The following is a 16,148-nucleotide window of genomic DNA, read 5'->3' as shown; positions in this document are numbered from 1 at the left end:
GTTTATCATGTGTGAAAAAACGGCGTCATCGCCGCACGATGCTATATTCAAAACGTTTCTCTCCCGCGTTGAGACGGCGCGCGATTTTATTCAGTTGCACCTGCCACCGGCCCTCCTTCGCCTCTGCCATCTCAATACGTTAAAGCTGGAGTCCGGAAGCTTTCTCGAAGAGGATTTACGGCCCTACTACAGCGACATGCTCTACTCGCTGAAAACGACCAGCGGAGCGGGCTATATTCATGTTCTCATTGAACATCAAAGCTCAGCGGACAAACATATGGCGTTTCGCCTCATGCGCTATGCGATAGCCGCCATGAAACGTCATCTTGATGCTGGACATGAGGCTCTGCCACTGGTGATCCCCATTCTTTTTTACCAGGGCCGCAGAAGCCCTTATCCCTGGACGCTGAACTGGCTGGACGGCTTCAACGATCCGCAACTTGCCCGCCAGGTCTATAGCCAGGACTTCACGCTGGTGGATATCACGACGATTCCTGATGAAGACATCATGCAGCATCGAAGTATGGCGGCATTGACACTTATTCAGAAGCATATCCGCCAGCGCGATTTAGCTGAGTTGCTGGATAAGCTCGCCAGCCTGCTAATAATGGAGCACATTAGTGAGCCGCAGGTAGTTGCCCTGGTAAACTACATGCTGCAAACTAGCGAAACACAAAATGCCACGCTGTTTTTGCGTAAGCTTGCACAACGCGTACCCCGACACGGAGATAAACTGATGACGATGGCAGAGCAACTGGAAAATATCGGTCTCATGAAAGGCATCGAGCAAGGCAAAATTACCGGCGAACACCAGGCGCGGTTACAAATTGCGCAGGCGATGCTGGAGAACGGATTAGACGATCGGGCGATCGTTAACATGACGGGTATTAAAGAAGAAGAGCTTCAGCAGCTCCGTCATTGAGGTTTTTTGCAAATAAAATAGCCGGTAGCAAGCTACCGGCCATAATGATTACAGCAGATCGCCGATCATTTTTTCCAGTTTTTCCTGGTCAACGGCAAACTTGCGGATACCGTCCGCCAGCTTATCAACCGCCATCGGGTCCTGGTTGTGCTGCCACAGGAACTCTGCTTCAGTGATGCGCTCCGGACGGGCTTTTACTTCGCCGCTGAAAGACAGTTTACGCTCAATTGCGCCTTCGCTTTCTGCCAGCTCCTTAAGCAGCGCCGGGGCGATAGTTAAACGATCGCATCCCGCCAGCTCAAGGATTTCACCCAGGTTACGGAAGCTTGCGCCCATCACCACGGTTTCATAGCCATGCTGTTTGTAGTATTCGTAGATTTCTGTGACCGATACTACGCCCGGATCTTCTGCAGGGGCATACTCTTTCTTATCGGTGTTGGCTTTGTACCAGTCAAGAATACGGCCAACAAACGGAGAAATCAGATAAACGCCAGCCTCTGCGCAAGCACGAGCCTGGGCAAAAGAGAACAGCAGCGTCAGGTTACAGTTGATACCGTCTTTTTCCAGCTGTTCCGCGGCACGAATACCCTGCCAGGTTGACGCCAGTTTGATCAGAATGCGATCGTTGCTGATGCCAGCATCGTTGTATAGCTTGATCAGGCGTTTCGCTTTAACGATGGAAGCGTCGGTGTCATAGGAAAGACGCGCATCAACTTCAGTCGAAATACGGCCTGGAACCAGCTTGAGAATTTCCAGTCCGATGTTAACAGCCAGTTTATCGCTGGCATCGACGATTTGCTGTGCGCGGTCGCCACTCTGGCTGCGTGCCCAGGTAATAGCATCATCAATCAGTTTACGGTATTCAGGGATTTGTGCTGCGCCAAGGATCAGAGAAGGGTTGGTTGTTGCATCCTGCGGCTGATACAGCTTCATGGCCGCGATATCTCCGGTGTCAGCCACCACGGTGGTGTACTGGCGCAGAGAAGTCAATTTATCCGTCATAATCGTGTTTCTCTTTAAACAACTTGTTAGGGGGATGTAACCGGTCTGCCCTGATAATATCACGCCCCACTCTTAGCGCAACCGCGACGGTATACCCACCCGGAGTATGATAGACTCCTGCGACAGATTGCCTGACGGTAATCGTTTATCCTGTAAGTGGTAGCGCTTACATTGGTGCACCGGCATAAACAAGAGGACGTTTAATGCCTGATTTTCTTCAATTCATGAGTGACGTCATTTGGGGTTCGGTGATGATTTATCTCCTGGCAGGCGCAGGGATATGGTTCATCTGGCGTACAGGGTTCATCCCGTTTCGCTATCTTCGTCATTACGGCAAAAGCCTGAAAAATAGCCTCTCGCCCCAGCCCGGTGGCTTAACCTCTTTTCAGGCCTTGTGTACCAGTCTTGCCGCACGAGTAGGTAGCGGAAACCTGGCGGGTATTTCACTGGCCCTCACCGCAGGCGGCCCCGGCGCTATCTTCTGGATGTGGATCTGCGGCTTAACCGGGATGGCAATCAGTTTTGCCGAATGCTCGCTTGCCCAACTTTATAAACAACGCGATGCCACAGGGCAATTTCGCGGCGGACCGGCGTGGTATATGGATCGCGGTCTGGGAATGCGCTGGATGGGCGTGTTGTTCTCCCTGTTTTTATTGCTCTCATATGGGCTGGTATTTAATACGGTACAGGCGAATTCGGTGGCCAACGCGCTCAGCTACGCTTTCTCGGTCCCTTCGCTGGCAACCGGTATACTGCTTGCAGCAGGGATAGGGCTGACAATAATACGGGGGATTCGCGGTGTCGCCCGGATGATGCAATGGCTGGTACCGGTGATGGTGATTATCTGGATTGCCGCCAGTCTTCTGATTAGCGCCTGGCATATCACGGCGCTACCCGCGGCGCTCACTGCGATTGTAAAAAGCGCCTTTGGCTGGCAAGAAGCGGCATCGGGTGCTGCGGGCTATACCGTAAGCCAGGCACTCACCAGCGGTTTTCAGCGTGGCATGTTTTCCAATGAAGCCGGAATGGGTTCGACGCCCAATGCCGCTGCTGCTGCATCCTCATGGCCGCCGCATCCTGCAGCACAGGGGATCGTGCAGATGATCGGCGTGTTTATCGATACGTTTATTATCTCTACCTGCAGCGCACTGATTGTCATGCTGGCAGGAATAAATAATTACCCTACGAGCCTGGAAGGAATTCAACGAATACAGCAGGCGATGCAGATGCTCATCGGCAATGCGGGTGCCGGGTTGGTTGCCATCGTTGTCGTCCTGTTCGCCTTTACCTCTATCGTGGGAAATTATCTGTATGCGGAAAACAACCTGATTTTCCTGCGGCTTAATACGCGATGGCCGCGCTGGACATTACGTGCAGCGACAGCATTGATGGTAGTGGCAGGCTCACTGCTTAGTTTTCCGGTGGTATGGCAACTGGCAAATATTGTGATGGCATTAATGGCAATCACCAACCTGACGGCCATTCTGCTGCTATCGCCAGTGGTGAAACTTATTGCCAGCGATTATTTACGTCAACGCAAATTAGGGGTACGTCCGGTATTTAACCCGCAACGCTACCCGGACCTCCAGCGACAGTTAATGCCGGATACGTGGGACGATCCGCCGCAGCATTGAGGCGACAATCGCAGTCATCGCCCACATCAACCGCTTTTTTTGCTACAGTCGCAAAATAACCAGCCGCAAGGATTAACTATGCTGATTCTGATTTCTCCCGCTAAAACGCTGGACTACCAAAGTCCACTCGCCACGACACGCTTTACGCGGCCTGAGCTACTGGACCATTCGCAGCAGCTTATTAAGGAAGCGCGTAAACTGACCGCTCCACAAATCGCCAGCCTGATGAGCATCAGCGATAAGCTGGCCAGCCTGAACGCCACTCGTTTTCACGACTGGCAGCCCGATTTTACGCCAGAAAACGCCCGTCAGGCGATTCTGGCCTTTAAAGGCGACGTGTATACCGGGCTTCAGGCCGAAACGTTCAGCGAAGCAGAGTTTGATTTTGCGCAGCAGCACCTGCGAATGCTCTCCGGGCTATACGGTGTGCTGCGCCCGCTGGATTTGATGCAGCCCTATCGTCTGGAAATGGGTATCCGTTTTGCGAATGCCCGTGGTAAAGATCTTTACCAGTTTTGGGGGATATCATTACCGATAAGCTTAATGAAGCCCTTGATGCCCAGGGCGATCGCGTGGTGATTAATCTGGCATCAGAGGAATATTTTAAAGCGGTCAAGCCGAAAAAACTGAATGCTGAGCTGATTAAACCCGTCTTCCTCGATGAGAAAAACGGCAAGTTCAAAGTCATCAGTTTCTACGCCAAGAAAGCGCGTGGTCTGATGAGCCGCTATATCATTGAAAACCGCCTGACGACGGCGGAACAGCTTAAGGCCTTTAACAGCGAAGGGTATTTCTTTGACGAAGACGCGTCAGGGAATGGCGAGCTGGTGTTTAAACGTCATGAGCAGTGAGAAAGCGCCCACAGGCGCTTTACGTTAGCGATGGCGATCGTCCGGCCCCGGACGATAATCATCGCGGCGATCGTCAGGACGGTTATCATGGTGCGGCCCGGCATGGGGGCCATGGGGCTGCCAGCGGTTTTCGCGCCAGTCGTAATGTTTTTCCCACCAGCCATGATCCCGCCAGCGGTCGCCATCCCAGTAGTTGCCGTGATTATCACGATCGCCGATTTGCAGCGTGACAGCCGGAATAAGGGTGATCTCTGCCGCGTGTACCGCCATGGGCGCGACCAGCAGCATCGAAAGTGCCAGCAGAACAGGTTTTAGTCGGGACATCGGTGACTCCTTTTCATTCTTGCCCAATATGGGCCGATGTCAGGAGATTACGTGAGCGGGATGCGGGTTGTTATTCTCTGCAATCCTATTCTCTAAGTTACCGCATTTATTGAGAATTTCTCCTTTTTACCTGCTTTTTTTCTCCTTAATTTCTCCATAAAAAAGCCGGGTAGCTTTAACGCCTACCCGGCATCTGTGGAGCTACGCGCGTTATCCGTGCGCCATCATTAACTGGCGCAGGGCAGCAAAGTCCGCTGGCAGCGAATGTGACAGCAGCGGCAGATCCGCGCGCTCTGCCAGTTCTTTTGGCAGCGGCAGCGTATTACCAAGGATGGCTTCCACGCTCTCTCTGAATTTTGCCGGATGAGCAGTGCCGAGGAACACACCGTATTCGCCCGGCTTCAACTGGTCGCGCAGCGCCCGGTAAGCGATGGCCGCATGTGGTTCAGACACGTAGCCAATATCCTGAAGTTCACGCATCGTGGCTTTGGTCGTTTCATCATCCACCGCCGCGTAGCCCAGCTCATTAAGCCGCCAGATTTTACGCCGGAAAATCTCTTCCACGCGCGGCCAGTTATTCGGCTGGCTGACATCCATCGCATTAGAAAGCGTAGCCTGCGTGGCGTTTGGCTCCCATTTACCGCCATTGAGGAAGCGCGGTACGGTATCATTGGCATTCGTGGCGGCAATAAAGCGCTTCACCGGCAGGCCAAGGGATTTCGCCAGCAGCCCGGCGGTCAAATCGCCAAAATTACCGCTGGGTACGGAAATAACCAGCTGGTTGCGTGCTTCCTGCGGCAGTTGCGCTACCGCCTCGAAGTAGTAGCAAATTTGCGCCAGTAGACGGCTGATATTAATGGAGTTAGCAGAGTTCAGCCCCAGCGCCGCTTTCAGCTCTTCATCATCAAACGCCTGTTTTACCAGCGCCTGGCAGGCGTCGAAATCACCATCAATGGCGACGGTTTCAATATTGCCACCGAGGGTGCAGAACAGTTTTTCCTGAAGCGGGCTGATTTTGCCGCGCGGATACAGGATAACCACGCGTACATTGGGCAGACCGTAAAACGCATGGGCGACGGCCGCGCCAGTATCACCGGAGGTCGCAGTGAGGATAGTGACCGGCTTATCACCACTGATATGAGTCAGCATTTGCGCCATAAAGCGCCCGCCAAAATCCTTAAACGCCAGCGTAGGACCGTGGAACAGTTCCAGACAACCGATATCTTGCGTGACTGGTTTCACGGGAGCCGGGAAGGCAAACGCTGCCCCTACACGCTTTTTAAGCTCATCTGGTGAGATTTCATCGCCAATGAATGCGCTGAGGATTTTTGCGCTGCGACTGACAAAATCCTGCTCCAGCATCTCGTCAATGTCGGTCAGGCTGAATTCAGGTAGATCGTGCGGAAAAAATAGTCCCTGCTGTTTGCCCAGGCCCTGCGTAACCGCCTGTGCGAAGCTGACCTGCTCGTTGTGATCTTTAAGGTTATAGAGTTTCATTGGTTATCCCACTACGCGTGCGCCCGCCGTATCCAGCTGGCAAATATGAACAAAGCCTTCCTGATTTTGCAGATAGTGTTTACTGAGCCAGTCTGCCACACGCCGTGCGGTGTCAGTTTTGTCGCACAGGGCAAACAAGGTTGGCCCGGAACCGGAAATCCCGCAGGACAGTGCACCCATTTCTGCTATCGCCTGACGCGCTTCATTAAATCCCGGCAGTAATTTCGCACGGTACGGTTCAGCAATCACATCTTTCATCAGTTTCGCCGCCAGCAGTGGCTGGCGTGAATAACAGGCATGAATAAATCCTGCCAGGTGGCGACCATGCGCGATACAATCCTGACGGCGATACTGCGCAGGCAGGATGGCGCGGGCCTCCGCGGTCGAAACCACAATTCCTGGATAAGCCAGTACCCAGAGCCACTCATCAAAGCCTGGCACCTGCTCGCTAATAATGCCGTTTTCTTCGATCATTAACTGCATGCCGCCGAGAAAGCAAGGCGCGACATTATCGTAGTGAACGCTGCCGGAGATCCGTCCTTCCAGCTCCCCCATCAGCGCCAGCATCCGCGTGTCATTCAGCGGTTTGCCGCAATATTCATTCATGGCGACCAGCGCAGCCACCACGGAACAAGCGCTGGAACCAAGTCCGGAGCCAATCGGCATATTTTTTTCCAGCGTCATGGTCACCGGAATGGTTTTGCCGATCTCCTGACAAAACCGCTCCCAACACTGATAAACGATATTCTCACGCGGTTCGGTTGGCAGTTTGCTGGCAAAGCGGCCTTTATTTTCCACGCTGAAACGATCGGCGGCCTCGACAGCAACGGTATCGCCCAGCAGCGCCCCGTCAACAGGCGTGACTGCCGCGCCCAGCACATCAAAGCCGACGCTCATATTGGCGCTGGACGCCGGGGCATAAACTTTAACCATGTCAGACTCCTAACTTCCATGAAAGTGTGCGCAGCAAATCGGCAAACACCCCTGCCGCCGTTACGTCGTTGCCCGCACCATAACCGCGCAGTACCAGCGGCAACGGTTGATAATAATGGCTGTAAAAAGCCAGCGCATTTTCGCCGTTTTTAACTTTATACAGCGGATCGTTACCGTCCACTTCCGCGATTTTCACCCGGCATACGCCGTCTTCTTCAATATTGCCAACATAGCGCAGAACCTTACCTTCATCACGCGCTTTCGCCACGCGGGCGGAAAACTCATCATCAAGCTGCGGCAGGCGTGCCATAAAACTGTCGGTATCGCCAGATGCGTCAAAACTCTCCGGCAGCACGGACTCAATCACGATATCGCTCAGTTCAAGACTACGCCCGGTTTCACGCGCCAGGATCAGCAGTTTACGTGCGACATCCATCCCCGAGAGATCGTCACGGGGGTCAGGTTCGGTATAGCCCATTTCCCGGGCAACACGGGTCGCCTCCGAGAGACTCATTCCTTCATCAAGCTTGCCAAAAATAAAAGACAGAGAGCCGGACAGGATGCCGGAGAAACGCTGAAGTTCATCGCCGGCATTAAGCAGGTTTTGCAGGTTTTCAATGACCGGCAGGCCCGCGCCAACGTTGGTATCGTAAAGGAATTTACGCCGTGAATGCCCCGCCGCGTGGCGCAACTGATGGTAGTAATCCATGGATGAGGTGTTGGCTTTTTTATTCGGCGTGACCACATGGAAGCCTTCACGCAAGAAATCGGCATACTGATCGGCCACTGCCTGGCTGGAGGTACAATCAACAATCACCGGGTTTAGCAGGTGATACTCTTTTACCAGGCGGATCAACCGGCCAAGATTAAACGGCGCGTTGGCTTCCGCCAGCTCATTCTGCCAGTTTTCAAGATTCAGACCGTGCACGTTGGTCAGCAAGGCTTTTGAGTTCGCCACGCCGCAAACCCGCAGATCGATATGCTTGCTTTTCAGCCACGCCTGCTGGCGTTTGATCTGCTCCAGCAGCGCGCCGCCAACGCCCCCAACGCCTACCAGGAACACTTCAATCACCTGATCGGTGTTAAACAGCATCTGATGGGTGACACGCACGCCAGTGGTGGCGTCGTCATTACTGACCACCACCGAAATGGAGCGCTCGGAAGACCCCTGGGCAATCGCCACGATGTTGATATTGGCGCGCGCCAGCGCGGCAAAGAACTTGGCGGAGATCCCACGCAGCGTGCGCATTCCGTCGCCGACGACTGAAATGATCGCCAGACGCTCCATGATAGCCAGCGGCTCCAGCAACCCTTCTTTCAGCTCAAGATAAAACTCATCAGCCATCGCCCGTTGCGCGCGAGCACAGTCGGATTGTGGCACGCAAAAGCTGATGCTGTATTCAGAGGACGATTGCGTGATTAACACCACCGAGATCCCGGCGCGGGACATGGTGGCGAATACGCGGGCCGCCATGCCGACCATGCCTTTCATTCCCGGACCGGAGACGTTAAACATCGCCATGTTATTCAGATTGGAGATCCCTTTCACTGCCAGGCCGTCTTCATCGCTACTGGCCCCGATAAGCGTACCGGGAGCCTGGGGATTACCGGTGTTTTTAATCAGGCACGGGATCTGAAACTGGGCGATCGGCGCGATGGTGCGTGGATGCAGCACTTTCGCGCCAAAGTAGGAAAGCTCCATCGCTTCCTGGTAAGACATCGATTTAAGCAGACGCGCATCCGGCACCTGACGCGGATCGCAGGTATAAACGCCATCGACATCGGTCCAGATCTCGCAGCAGTCTGCACGCAGACAGGCCGCCAGCACCGCCGCCGAATAATCGGAGCCGTTACGACCCAGCACCACCAGCTCGCCTTTTTCATTCCCTGCCGTAAAACCCGCCATCAGGATCATATGATCGGCCGGAATTTGACTGGCCGCGATACGCCGCGTGGACTCAGCGATATCAACGGTTGATTCAAGGTAGTGGCCCACCGCCAGCAGTTTTTCAACTGGATCAATAACCGTTACCTTGTGCCCGCGTGCCTGCAACAGACCGGCCATAATCGCAATAGAAAGTTTTTCACCGCGGCAAATCAGCGCGGCATTGACGCTATCCGGACACTGGTTTAGCAGGCTGATACCGTGCAGAACATGTTTGATCTGCGCGAACTCCTGTTCGACAACGGTTTTGAGCTGAGCGAGGGGAAAAGCGGGCTGGGCATCGGCAAGCCCCTGAAGAAGTTCGGCGAAAATACGTTCGGCGTCACTGATATTGGTAAGTACATCTTGCCCACCAATGGTTTTTTCAATCATTGCTACCAGGTGGTTAGTGATTTTTGCCGGGGCAGAGAGGACGGTCGCAACCTGCCCCTGCCTGGCATTGCTCTCCAGAATATCGGCAACCCGCAGAAATCGTTCTGCATTTGCCACTGATGTACCGCCAAACTTCAACACTCGCATGGTAATGACCCCTTGATTTTTACCCGAAAAAAAAGCCCGCACTGTTCAGGTGCGGGCTTTTTTCTGTTTTTCCTGTACGCGTCAGCCCGCACCGTTACCTGTGGTAATTGTGATGGTGGTAATGGTGGTTGTGCTGATGCGGATCATGATGTTGTTTGCTCTGTCATTGTTATCTGTCTGTCCTGTATGCCTATATTGGTTAAAGTATCTGGCCATCTAAGTCAATGAATTTTTAAACTGGTCACATTTTTACCTGGCTCGCCATCAGTCTGTTACGGCCGCATTTTTTAATAAAAAACGCGATACAGAGCCGAATTAATTGGACTAATAAACTAAATAAATAAAAATAAACAGATTATTACTCTGCGAGTTTTTTTTCGATATCGTGGAGTAAACGATGCAGCATAGCCGTATCACGCTGTTGCAGCAGACCTATACGCTGCTGTAGCCAGTCGGCTAATTTTTCATCATCTGCCACGCCCAGCGTTTGAAGCAGACTGAAAATGCGCGAACGTAACGCCAGTAATTGATTTTCATCACCTGGTCTGGCTGCTGTGTCGGGCCGTTGTATTAATGACGCTAATTGATAGCAGAAAACCATTACTGCCTGGCCGAGATTGAGAGAAGGATAATCCGCCACCATTGGCACACCGGTGAGAATGTCTGCCTGCGCCAGCTCTTCATTGGTTAAGCCGGAATCTTCCCGCCCGAAGACCAGCGCAATATGATTTAGCCACTCTGCTTTTTCTTCCAGCAGCGGAACAAGCTCCACCGGTGTTGCGTAGTAGTGGAATTTTGCCCGGCTGCGGGCAGTGGTCGCGACGGTAAAATCCACATCGTGCAGCGCCGCGTCAAGGGTCGGATACGTTGTCAGGTTATCCAGAATATCGGTGGAACCATGGGCGACACGACGCGCCCCTGGCTGTAAATGCGCGTCGCTGTCGACAATCCGCAATTCACTAAATCCCATCGTTTTCATCGCGCGCGCCGCTGCGCCAATATTTTCTGCCCTGGCGGGGGATACCAGTACAATTGTTAATCGCATTTATAATCTCTTGTTAACTAATTTCGCGCCAAACGAAGTGACACGCCTCACTTATTTCGCATCGAGAATTTACAAAATTTCAACATACGTCACTATCACTGCCTTTTACCACTCTTAAAAGGCGCTAAACTGTTTTAAAGCGGTTAGCGAGTGTAGTATGTTAACAGAACATGCTTATCTCCATGTTTACTATTGGTATTTATATTTTGTATGTATGCACTAATTTAAATTCACCAAATTTATAAATAATCATAGGTAACTAGTTGAGTTGTTGATAGATTGTGATAGACGCTAGCATTTCGCTGCAAGAATTTCTGCAAAATGTTAACGTGCTACAATTGAACTTGATATATGTCAACGAAGCGTAGTTTTATTGGGTGTCAGCTGTCTCCTGCCCTGTTATGTTGCTGTTAAAATGGTTAGGATAACAGCCGTTTTTGACACTGTCGGGTTCAGAGGGAAAGTACCCACGACCAAGCTAATGATGTTGTTGACGTTGATGGAAAGTGCATCAAGAACGCAATTACGTACTTTAGTCTTGTTATGCTGCGCATGTTAATTTTCGGCATGCATCAGCCAGGTCAGGGACTTTTGTACTTCCTGTTTCGATTTAGTTGGCAATTTAGGTAGCAAACCATGCAGATCCCGCACATTCTGATCGTTGAAGACGAGTTGGTAACACGCAACACGTTGAAGAGTATTTTCGAAGCGGAAGGTTATGATGTTTTCGAAGCCACCGATGGCGCGGAAATGCATCAGATCCTCTCCGAGTACGACATCAACCTGGTGATTATGGATATCAATCTACCGGGCAAAAATGGCCTGTTGCTGGCGCGTGAATTGCGCGAGCAGGCGAACGTTGCCCTGATGTTCCTGACCGGCCGTGATAACGAAGTGGACAAAATCCTCGGTCTCGAAATTGGTGCCGATGACTATATCACTAAGCCATTTAACCCGCGTGAACTCACTATCCGCGCGCGCAACCTGCTGTCTCGTACCATGAATCTGGGTACCGTCACAGAAGAGCGTCGCAGCGTGGAAAGCTATAAGTTTAACGGTTGGGAACTGGACATTAACAGCCGCTCACTGGTAAGCCCTAACGGCGATCAGTATAAGCTGCCGCGCAGTGAATTCCGTGCGATGCTCCATTTCTGTGAAAACCCGGGTAAAATTCAGTCGCGTGCCGAGCTGCTGAAAAAAATGACCGGTCGCGAGCTGAAACCGCATGACCGTACCGTGGATGTGACTATCCGCCGTATTCGTAAACATTTCGAATCGACGCCGGATACGCCGGAAATCATCGCCACCATTCATGGCGAAGGTTACCGCTTCTGCGGTGAATTGCAGGAATAATTGAATCAGAAAAGCGGCGCATAGCGCCGCTTTTTTATTTCCACAACCTGAGTTCATCGTCGGCCATTTCTGGCTGTACCGTTTTTTTCCTGCGCCCGTAAACGCTATGCCAGTCGACATTTTTCGTCAGCAGCATGATGGCGCTCAGCGCAATAAACAGCACCCCGCTTCCCAGTAACAGCGCATTCTCTTCAGAACGTAATAGTTGCCACATGATGCCATCCAGCGCCAGTAACCCGCCGGTAAACAACACGCTATTGCGCCACCCCCTCAGCACCGCGTGCAGATAGAACGCATTCAACGTCGCACTGGCAAGACTGGCGCAGATCCAGGCCAATGTGAAGCCGATATGCTCGGAAAGCGCGAGTAAAATCAGATAGAACATCACCAGCGACAACCCGACCAGCAAATATTGCACCGGATGCAGCCGTAACGCAGTCAACGTTTCAAACACAAAGAACGCCATAAATGTCAGACCAATCAGCAAAATGGCGTATTTGGTGGCGCGATCGGTAAGCTGATACTGATCTGAAGGTGTCGCGATATTAACGCTAAAGGCAGGCAGGGACGTCCAGCGCTCGTCACTGCTGCGCAGAAATCGGCTGTCGAGGTTATTAGCAAACCACGAACTTTGCCAATGGGCCTGAAAACCGCTGGCGGTAATCTCGCGTTTTGCCGGCAGATAGTCGCCGCTAAAGCCAGGATGTGGCCAGTTGCCGATAAGTGAAAACTCGCTGTTTCTGCCAACCGGCACCATTGCCAGCGTCCCGCTGCCGCTGAGATTTACCGCCAGTTCAACGCTCAGGCTTTTTTCACTCATTACCGTTGCTGGCAACGGAATATGAATTCCCTGCTCATTATTTTCAATCAACATACCGGGGCCAGGTTCCGCATTAAATTGCTCACCATTCACCCTGGCTGGCTCCACCCGCCCAATCCCTCGCGCATCCCCGACGCTCAGCACGATGAACGGCTCACCGGCAATCGTTCCGCTGTTGACAATATCCTTAAGCCGGGCCGGATCAAACTCCGCCTTCAGCGAGAAATCACCATGCCAGACGTTACCGTCGTAAATGCCGATCTGCCGCGTCTCCACGTCCTGATTCCCCTCAACCATCAGCGATTCGGGAAGCCAGTAATGTAGCGTGGTGCGCTTTTCCTGCACCTGCTCGCCAGTGCCATCATCACGGGGACGCATGACGGTATAAATCTCGGTTACCGGAATCGCGATCAGCGGACCGACCATTTTCTGCGGGCCGCTGGTGCTTTGTCGCAGCGTCGCCTCAACGTCATCGCGATAATTAGCGCGCTCGACAATGACACTATGCAGCAGCATGAGCGGGACAAGTAACAGCAACATGCACCCGCTCAGGGTGAGGATTTTGATAAAAATGGGTGATTTCAACATGGCGTTCTCCTCTGTGATGTGCAGAGAATAAAACCGCTATGTGTGGTGACGTTGAAGCTATGTGAAGTGACGGTGAAGTGTCAGTGTGGCTTCTGCGCCCGTTGGTGAGAGGTTAATCAACCGAATGCTACCCCGATGCAGGCGTGCCACTTCACGCACAAAAGCCAGCCCCAGTCCGCTGCTCTTATGGCCATTTTCACGCGCTAAGGAGTAGAAGCGTTCGAAAAGACGGTCGAGCGCATAATCAGGAATGCCGCTGCCGCTGTCCGTCACGCGAATAAACACCTGCGCATCCTGCGCGTGCGCCGTGAGAGAAATCACGCCGCCTGCGGGAGTAAAATCGATGGCATTGTCCAGCAGATTCCCCAGTGCTTCTTCCAGCAGTTCCGTTTCGCCAGTGACCAGAAGATCGGTTTCATTGCACTGAAGCTCGATCCCTTTGCGCGCGATCTGAATCCCCCGGGTTTCACGCAGTGCAACAAAGAGAGCGTTCACTGACACGGCGGTTAACGGAACTTCCAGCCGGCTTTCTACTTTTGCCTGGAGCAGGAGTTTTTCGACCAGCGCCTGCATCCGGGCATTCTGGGTCAAAATATTACCGGTAAAACGCGCGGCAACTTCCGGCGCGGGATTTTCCTGAAGGATTTCCGCCGCGCCACGAATGGCGGCCAGCGGGCTTTTTAGCTCATGCGTCAGCGCGTGAACATAATGCTCAATATACTTTTTCCCTTCGAGCTTCACGCGCATGCTTTCCAGCGCTGTGGCCAGCTTACGCAGTTCGCTGCTGCCAAGGTCCGGCAGCGGTACGGGCTGCTCAAGGGTCACGGAATCAGCATAGCGAACCAGCTTGCCGATGGAGTGATTGATCCACCATACCATCACGCCGCCGATGAGTAATGCGATCCCCAGCAGCGCGCCGCCGGCCCATAGAATGCGGCGTTCGCTGCGTTTAATCACCGGGGTCATGGTATTATTGGCTTTACCGACGCTCAGTACCCCAATAATCTTGCCATTGTTAATCACCGGGGCGGCAACATACATCACCGTACTGTCAGCGTCATCTGGATCGGACAGCGTACTGCGCGCGCCATATTTTCCTCTTAGCGTCAGCCAGACGTCATTCCAGCGGGAATAATCTTTACCGACCGCCTGCCCGGCGGAATCAAACACGACTTTTCCCTGCGCGTCGGTCATGTAGACGTGGTATTCATTGCGCACTTTATTAATGCCGCTAATACTGGCATTAATCGGCTGATAGTGGAGATCGGTAAACGCTTTCGCCAGACGCCCTTCCTGCGCATTGCCGGAGAGCAAATCCTCTTTTCCCAGCTCAGCCAGCAGCGTGGCTGTATCAATCAGCGTGCCTTCCATGGCACGCCGTACGCCAGGTTTTACTTCCTGTACAAAAATAGAAAATACAAACCAGCCCGCCACAGCAACTATCAGAAAATAGCCCAGCAGTAAACGCATTCCCATGCGCATTAATAGCTCCCCAGGCTGTAGCCAAGCCCACGATGAGTATTAACAGGAGAAAGATCGGGATTAATAGCGCGAAGTTTGCTGCGCAGCGTTTTAATGTGGGTATCGACGGTGCGGTCAAAACTTTCCTGCGCATCAACCCACACTTTATCCATCAGTTGCTGTCGGGAGAAAACCTGACCTGGCGATTTTAACAATGTTTTCAACAGCAAATATTCATAGCGTGTGAGGTGAAGCGTTTGGTCACACCAGCGAATTTGGGCACCCGTTTCATTGAGTTCGAACAGGCCAACGCGCTGCACGCGCGATGGCTCACTGCTTTTTTGCAAACGCCGCAGCACGACGCGTACTCGCGCGCATACCTCGCGGGGTGAAAATGGCTTGGCGATATAGTCGTCAGCCCCCATTTCCAGCCCCAGCAGCTTATCGACTTCCTCGCTGCGGGCGGTCAGAAATAGTATCGGCAACGCCGGATAGTGAGTCTGAAGCTGACGGCATAATTCAAAACCGCTAATGTCCGGCAGGCCAATATCCAGAATGGCCAGACTCGGCATCTGATGGCGCACGGCATCCAGTACAGGTAACCCGCGTTCAAATGCCTGAACGGCGAAGCCCTCCTGTTGCAGCGTATAAATAAGCGTTTCCGCAATGCTGACTTCGTCTTCAACTAACCAGATCAACGGTTGCTGCATACAGAGTTCCTGTTATTCTCTCCACGGCATAATCGGCACCGCACTCAGTGCGTTTTTCGGCGAACCTTCAACCACTTTGTCAGAATACGCCAGATAAGCCAGGGTGTTACGTTTCGCATCGTAGAAGCGTACCACCTGGAGTTTCTTAAATACCAGCGAGGTCCGCTTCTGGAATACCACATTGCCCTGCGTTTTGCCGGATTTAATTTTATCACTCAGCTCAATCGGCCCGACCTGCTGGCAGGAAATTGCCGCATCAGAGGTGTCTTCTGCAAGGCCGAGGCCCCCTTTAATACCGCCGGTTTTCGCACGGCTGATATAACAGGTCACGTTTTTGATATCCGGATCGTCAAATGCTTCCACCACGATCTTATGGTCGGGGCCAAACATTTTGAAGACGGTATCGACCGAACCCACCTCTTCAGCGTGCGTCAGCGGTGCTGCGGTGGCCAGCAGCAGGGTAAGAACTAAGCTCTTGTATTTCATATTGTTACTTTTTCCAAAGATTTAACTGCGTGATTATTCAACTTTTCTAAAGAAACTG

The 16,148-nt window shown here is 52.6% G+C and carries 14 protein-coding genes, 2 pseudogenes and 1 other annotated feature; of the genes and pseudogenes, 4 read left to right on the top strand and 12 right to left on the bottom strand.

The genetic code is table 11. From position 1 onward, the window contains the following. The first annotated feature begins 7 nt into the window (after positions 1–7). A complete protein-coding gene (locus CHU32_RS22755; RefSeq protein WP_103678334.1) occupies positions 8–922 on the top strand; it encodes an Rpn family recombination-promoting nuclease/putative transposase in 915 nt (304 codons plus the stop codon). Positions 923–970: 48 nt separating this feature from the next. Here CHU32_RS22755 and tal read toward each other — a convergent pair whose 3' ends face one another. After that, positions 971–1,924 carry a transaldolase gene (gene tal / locus CHU32_RS22750; RefSeq protein ID WP_103678335.1) on the bottom strand — a complete coding sequence of 318 codons (954 nt, stop codon included), beginning with the start codon at positions 1,922–1,924 and terminating at the stop codon, positions 971–973. Positions 1,925–2,127: 203 nt separating this feature from the next. Between tal and CHU32_RS22745 the strand changes: the two genes are divergently transcribed. Together CHU32_RS22745 and yaaA are read left to right on the top strand one after the other, a co-directional pair. Then, entirely contained in the window at positions 2,128–3,558 is a 1,431-nt protein-coding gene (locus CHU32_RS22745) for an alanine/glycine:cation symporter family protein (RefSeq protein WP_103678336.1), read from the top strand. Positions 3,559–3,636: 78 nt separating this feature from the next. Beyond that, a pseudogene (gene yaaA / locus CHU32_RS22740) lies at positions 3,637–4,409 on the top strand (peroxide stress protein YaaA). A gap of 24 nt (positions 4,410–4,433) precedes the next feature. On the opposite strand, the gene CHU32_RS22735 reads toward yaaA, so the two are convergent. The 7 genes and pseudogenes from CHU32_RS22735 to yjjY all read right to left on the bottom strand — a co-directional run. Then, on the bottom strand, positions 4,434–4,733 hold the full coding sequence (locus tag CHU32_RS22735; protein ID WP_103678337.1) for a DUF2502 domain-containing protein: 300 nt from the start codon (positions 4,731–4,733) through the stop codon (positions 4,434–4,436). A gap of 210 nt (positions 4,734–4,943) precedes the next feature. Then, the gene (thrC, locus tag CHU32_RS22730) at positions 4,944–6,230 is read right to left on the bottom strand and encodes a threonine synthase (RefSeq protein WP_103678338.1); all 1,287 of its coding nucleotides are present in this window, start codon (positions 6,228–6,230) and stop codon (positions 4,944–4,946) included. Between the two features lie 3 nt (positions 6,231–6,233). Further along, the gene (gene thrB, locus CHU32_RS22725; protein ID WP_103678339.1) at positions 6,234–7,163 is read right to left on the bottom strand and encodes a homoserine kinase; all 930 of its coding nucleotides are present in this window, start codon (positions 7,161–7,163) and stop codon (positions 6,234–6,236) included. A 1-nt stretch (position 7,164) separates the two neighbouring features. Further along, complete coding sequence (gene thrA, locus CHU32_RS22720; protein ID WP_103678380.1) at positions 7,165–9,627, bottom strand: bifunctional aspartate kinase/homoserine dehydrogenase I; 2,463 nt, start codon at positions 9,625–9,627, stop codon at positions 7,165–7,167. Positions 9,628–9,652: 25 nt separating this feature from the next. Beyond that, positions 9,653–9,773 (bottom strand) — a sequence feature (Thr leader region). Beyond that, entirely contained in the window at positions 9,709–9,774 is a 66-nt protein-coding gene (thrL, locus tag CHU32_RS22715) for a thr operon leader peptide (RefSeq protein WP_103678381.1), read from the bottom strand. Its footprint overlaps the feature before it by 65 nt. A 211-nt stretch (positions 9,775–9,985) precedes the next feature. After that, a complete protein-coding gene (locus CHU32_RS22710; RefSeq protein ID WP_103678340.1) occupies positions 9,986–10,672 on the bottom strand; it encodes a tRNA/rRNA methyltransferase in 687 nt (228 codons plus the stop codon). 399 nt (positions 10,673–11,071) lie between these two features. Next, positions 11,072–11,209: pseudogene (gene yjjY / locus CHU32_RS22700) on the bottom strand (YjjY family protein); the annotation flags it as partial. A 99-nt stretch (positions 11,210–11,308) separates the two neighbouring features. Between yjjY and arcA the strand changes: the two are divergent. Then, on the top strand, positions 11,309–12,025 hold the full coding sequence (gene arcA, locus CHU32_RS22695) for a two-component system response regulator ArcA (RefSeq protein WP_103678341.1): 717 nt from the start codon (positions 11,309–11,311) through the stop codon (positions 12,023–12,025). A 34-nt stretch (positions 12,026–12,059) separates the two neighbouring features. Here arcA and creD read toward each other — a convergent pair whose 3' ends face one another. The 4 genes from creD to creA are packed head-to-tail and all read right to left on the bottom strand — an operon-like array spanning position 12,060 to position 16,090. Next, on the bottom strand, positions 12,060–13,433 hold the full coding sequence (creD, locus tag CHU32_RS22690) for a cell envelope integrity protein CreD (protein WP_103678342.1): 1,374 nt from the start codon (positions 13,431–13,433) through the stop codon (positions 12,060–12,062). A 57-nt stretch (positions 13,434–13,490) separates the two neighbouring features. Then, positions 13,491–14,915 (bottom strand): two-component system sensor histidine kinase CreC, encoded by a 1,425-nt coding sequence (gene creC / locus CHU32_RS22685; RefSeq protein WP_103678343.1) that lies wholly within the window; start codon positions 14,913–14,915, stop codon positions 13,491–13,493. Next, a complete protein-coding gene (gene creB / locus CHU32_RS22680; RefSeq protein ID WP_103678344.1) occupies positions 14,915–15,604 on the bottom strand; it encodes a two-component system response regulator CreB in 690 nt (229 codons plus the stop codon). Before creB ends, creC begins: the two co-directional genes overlap by 1 nt. A gap of 12 nt (positions 15,605–15,616) precedes the next feature. Continuing rightward, positions 15,617–16,090, bottom strand: coding sequence for a protein CreA (creA, locus tag CHU32_RS22675; RefSeq protein WP_103678345.1), 474 nt, complete (start codon positions 16,088–16,090; stop codon positions 15,617–15,619). Between the last annotated feature and the right edge of the window lie 58 nt (positions 16,091–16,148).

The sequence above is a fragment of the Superficieibacter electus genome, assembly GCF_002915575.1.
GTDB classification, from domain to species: Bacteria; Pseudomonadota; Gammaproteobacteria; order Enterobacterales; family Enterobacteriaceae; genus Superficieibacter; species Superficieibacter electus.
This window is presented reverse-complemented; position numbering and strand designations above follow the sequence as displayed.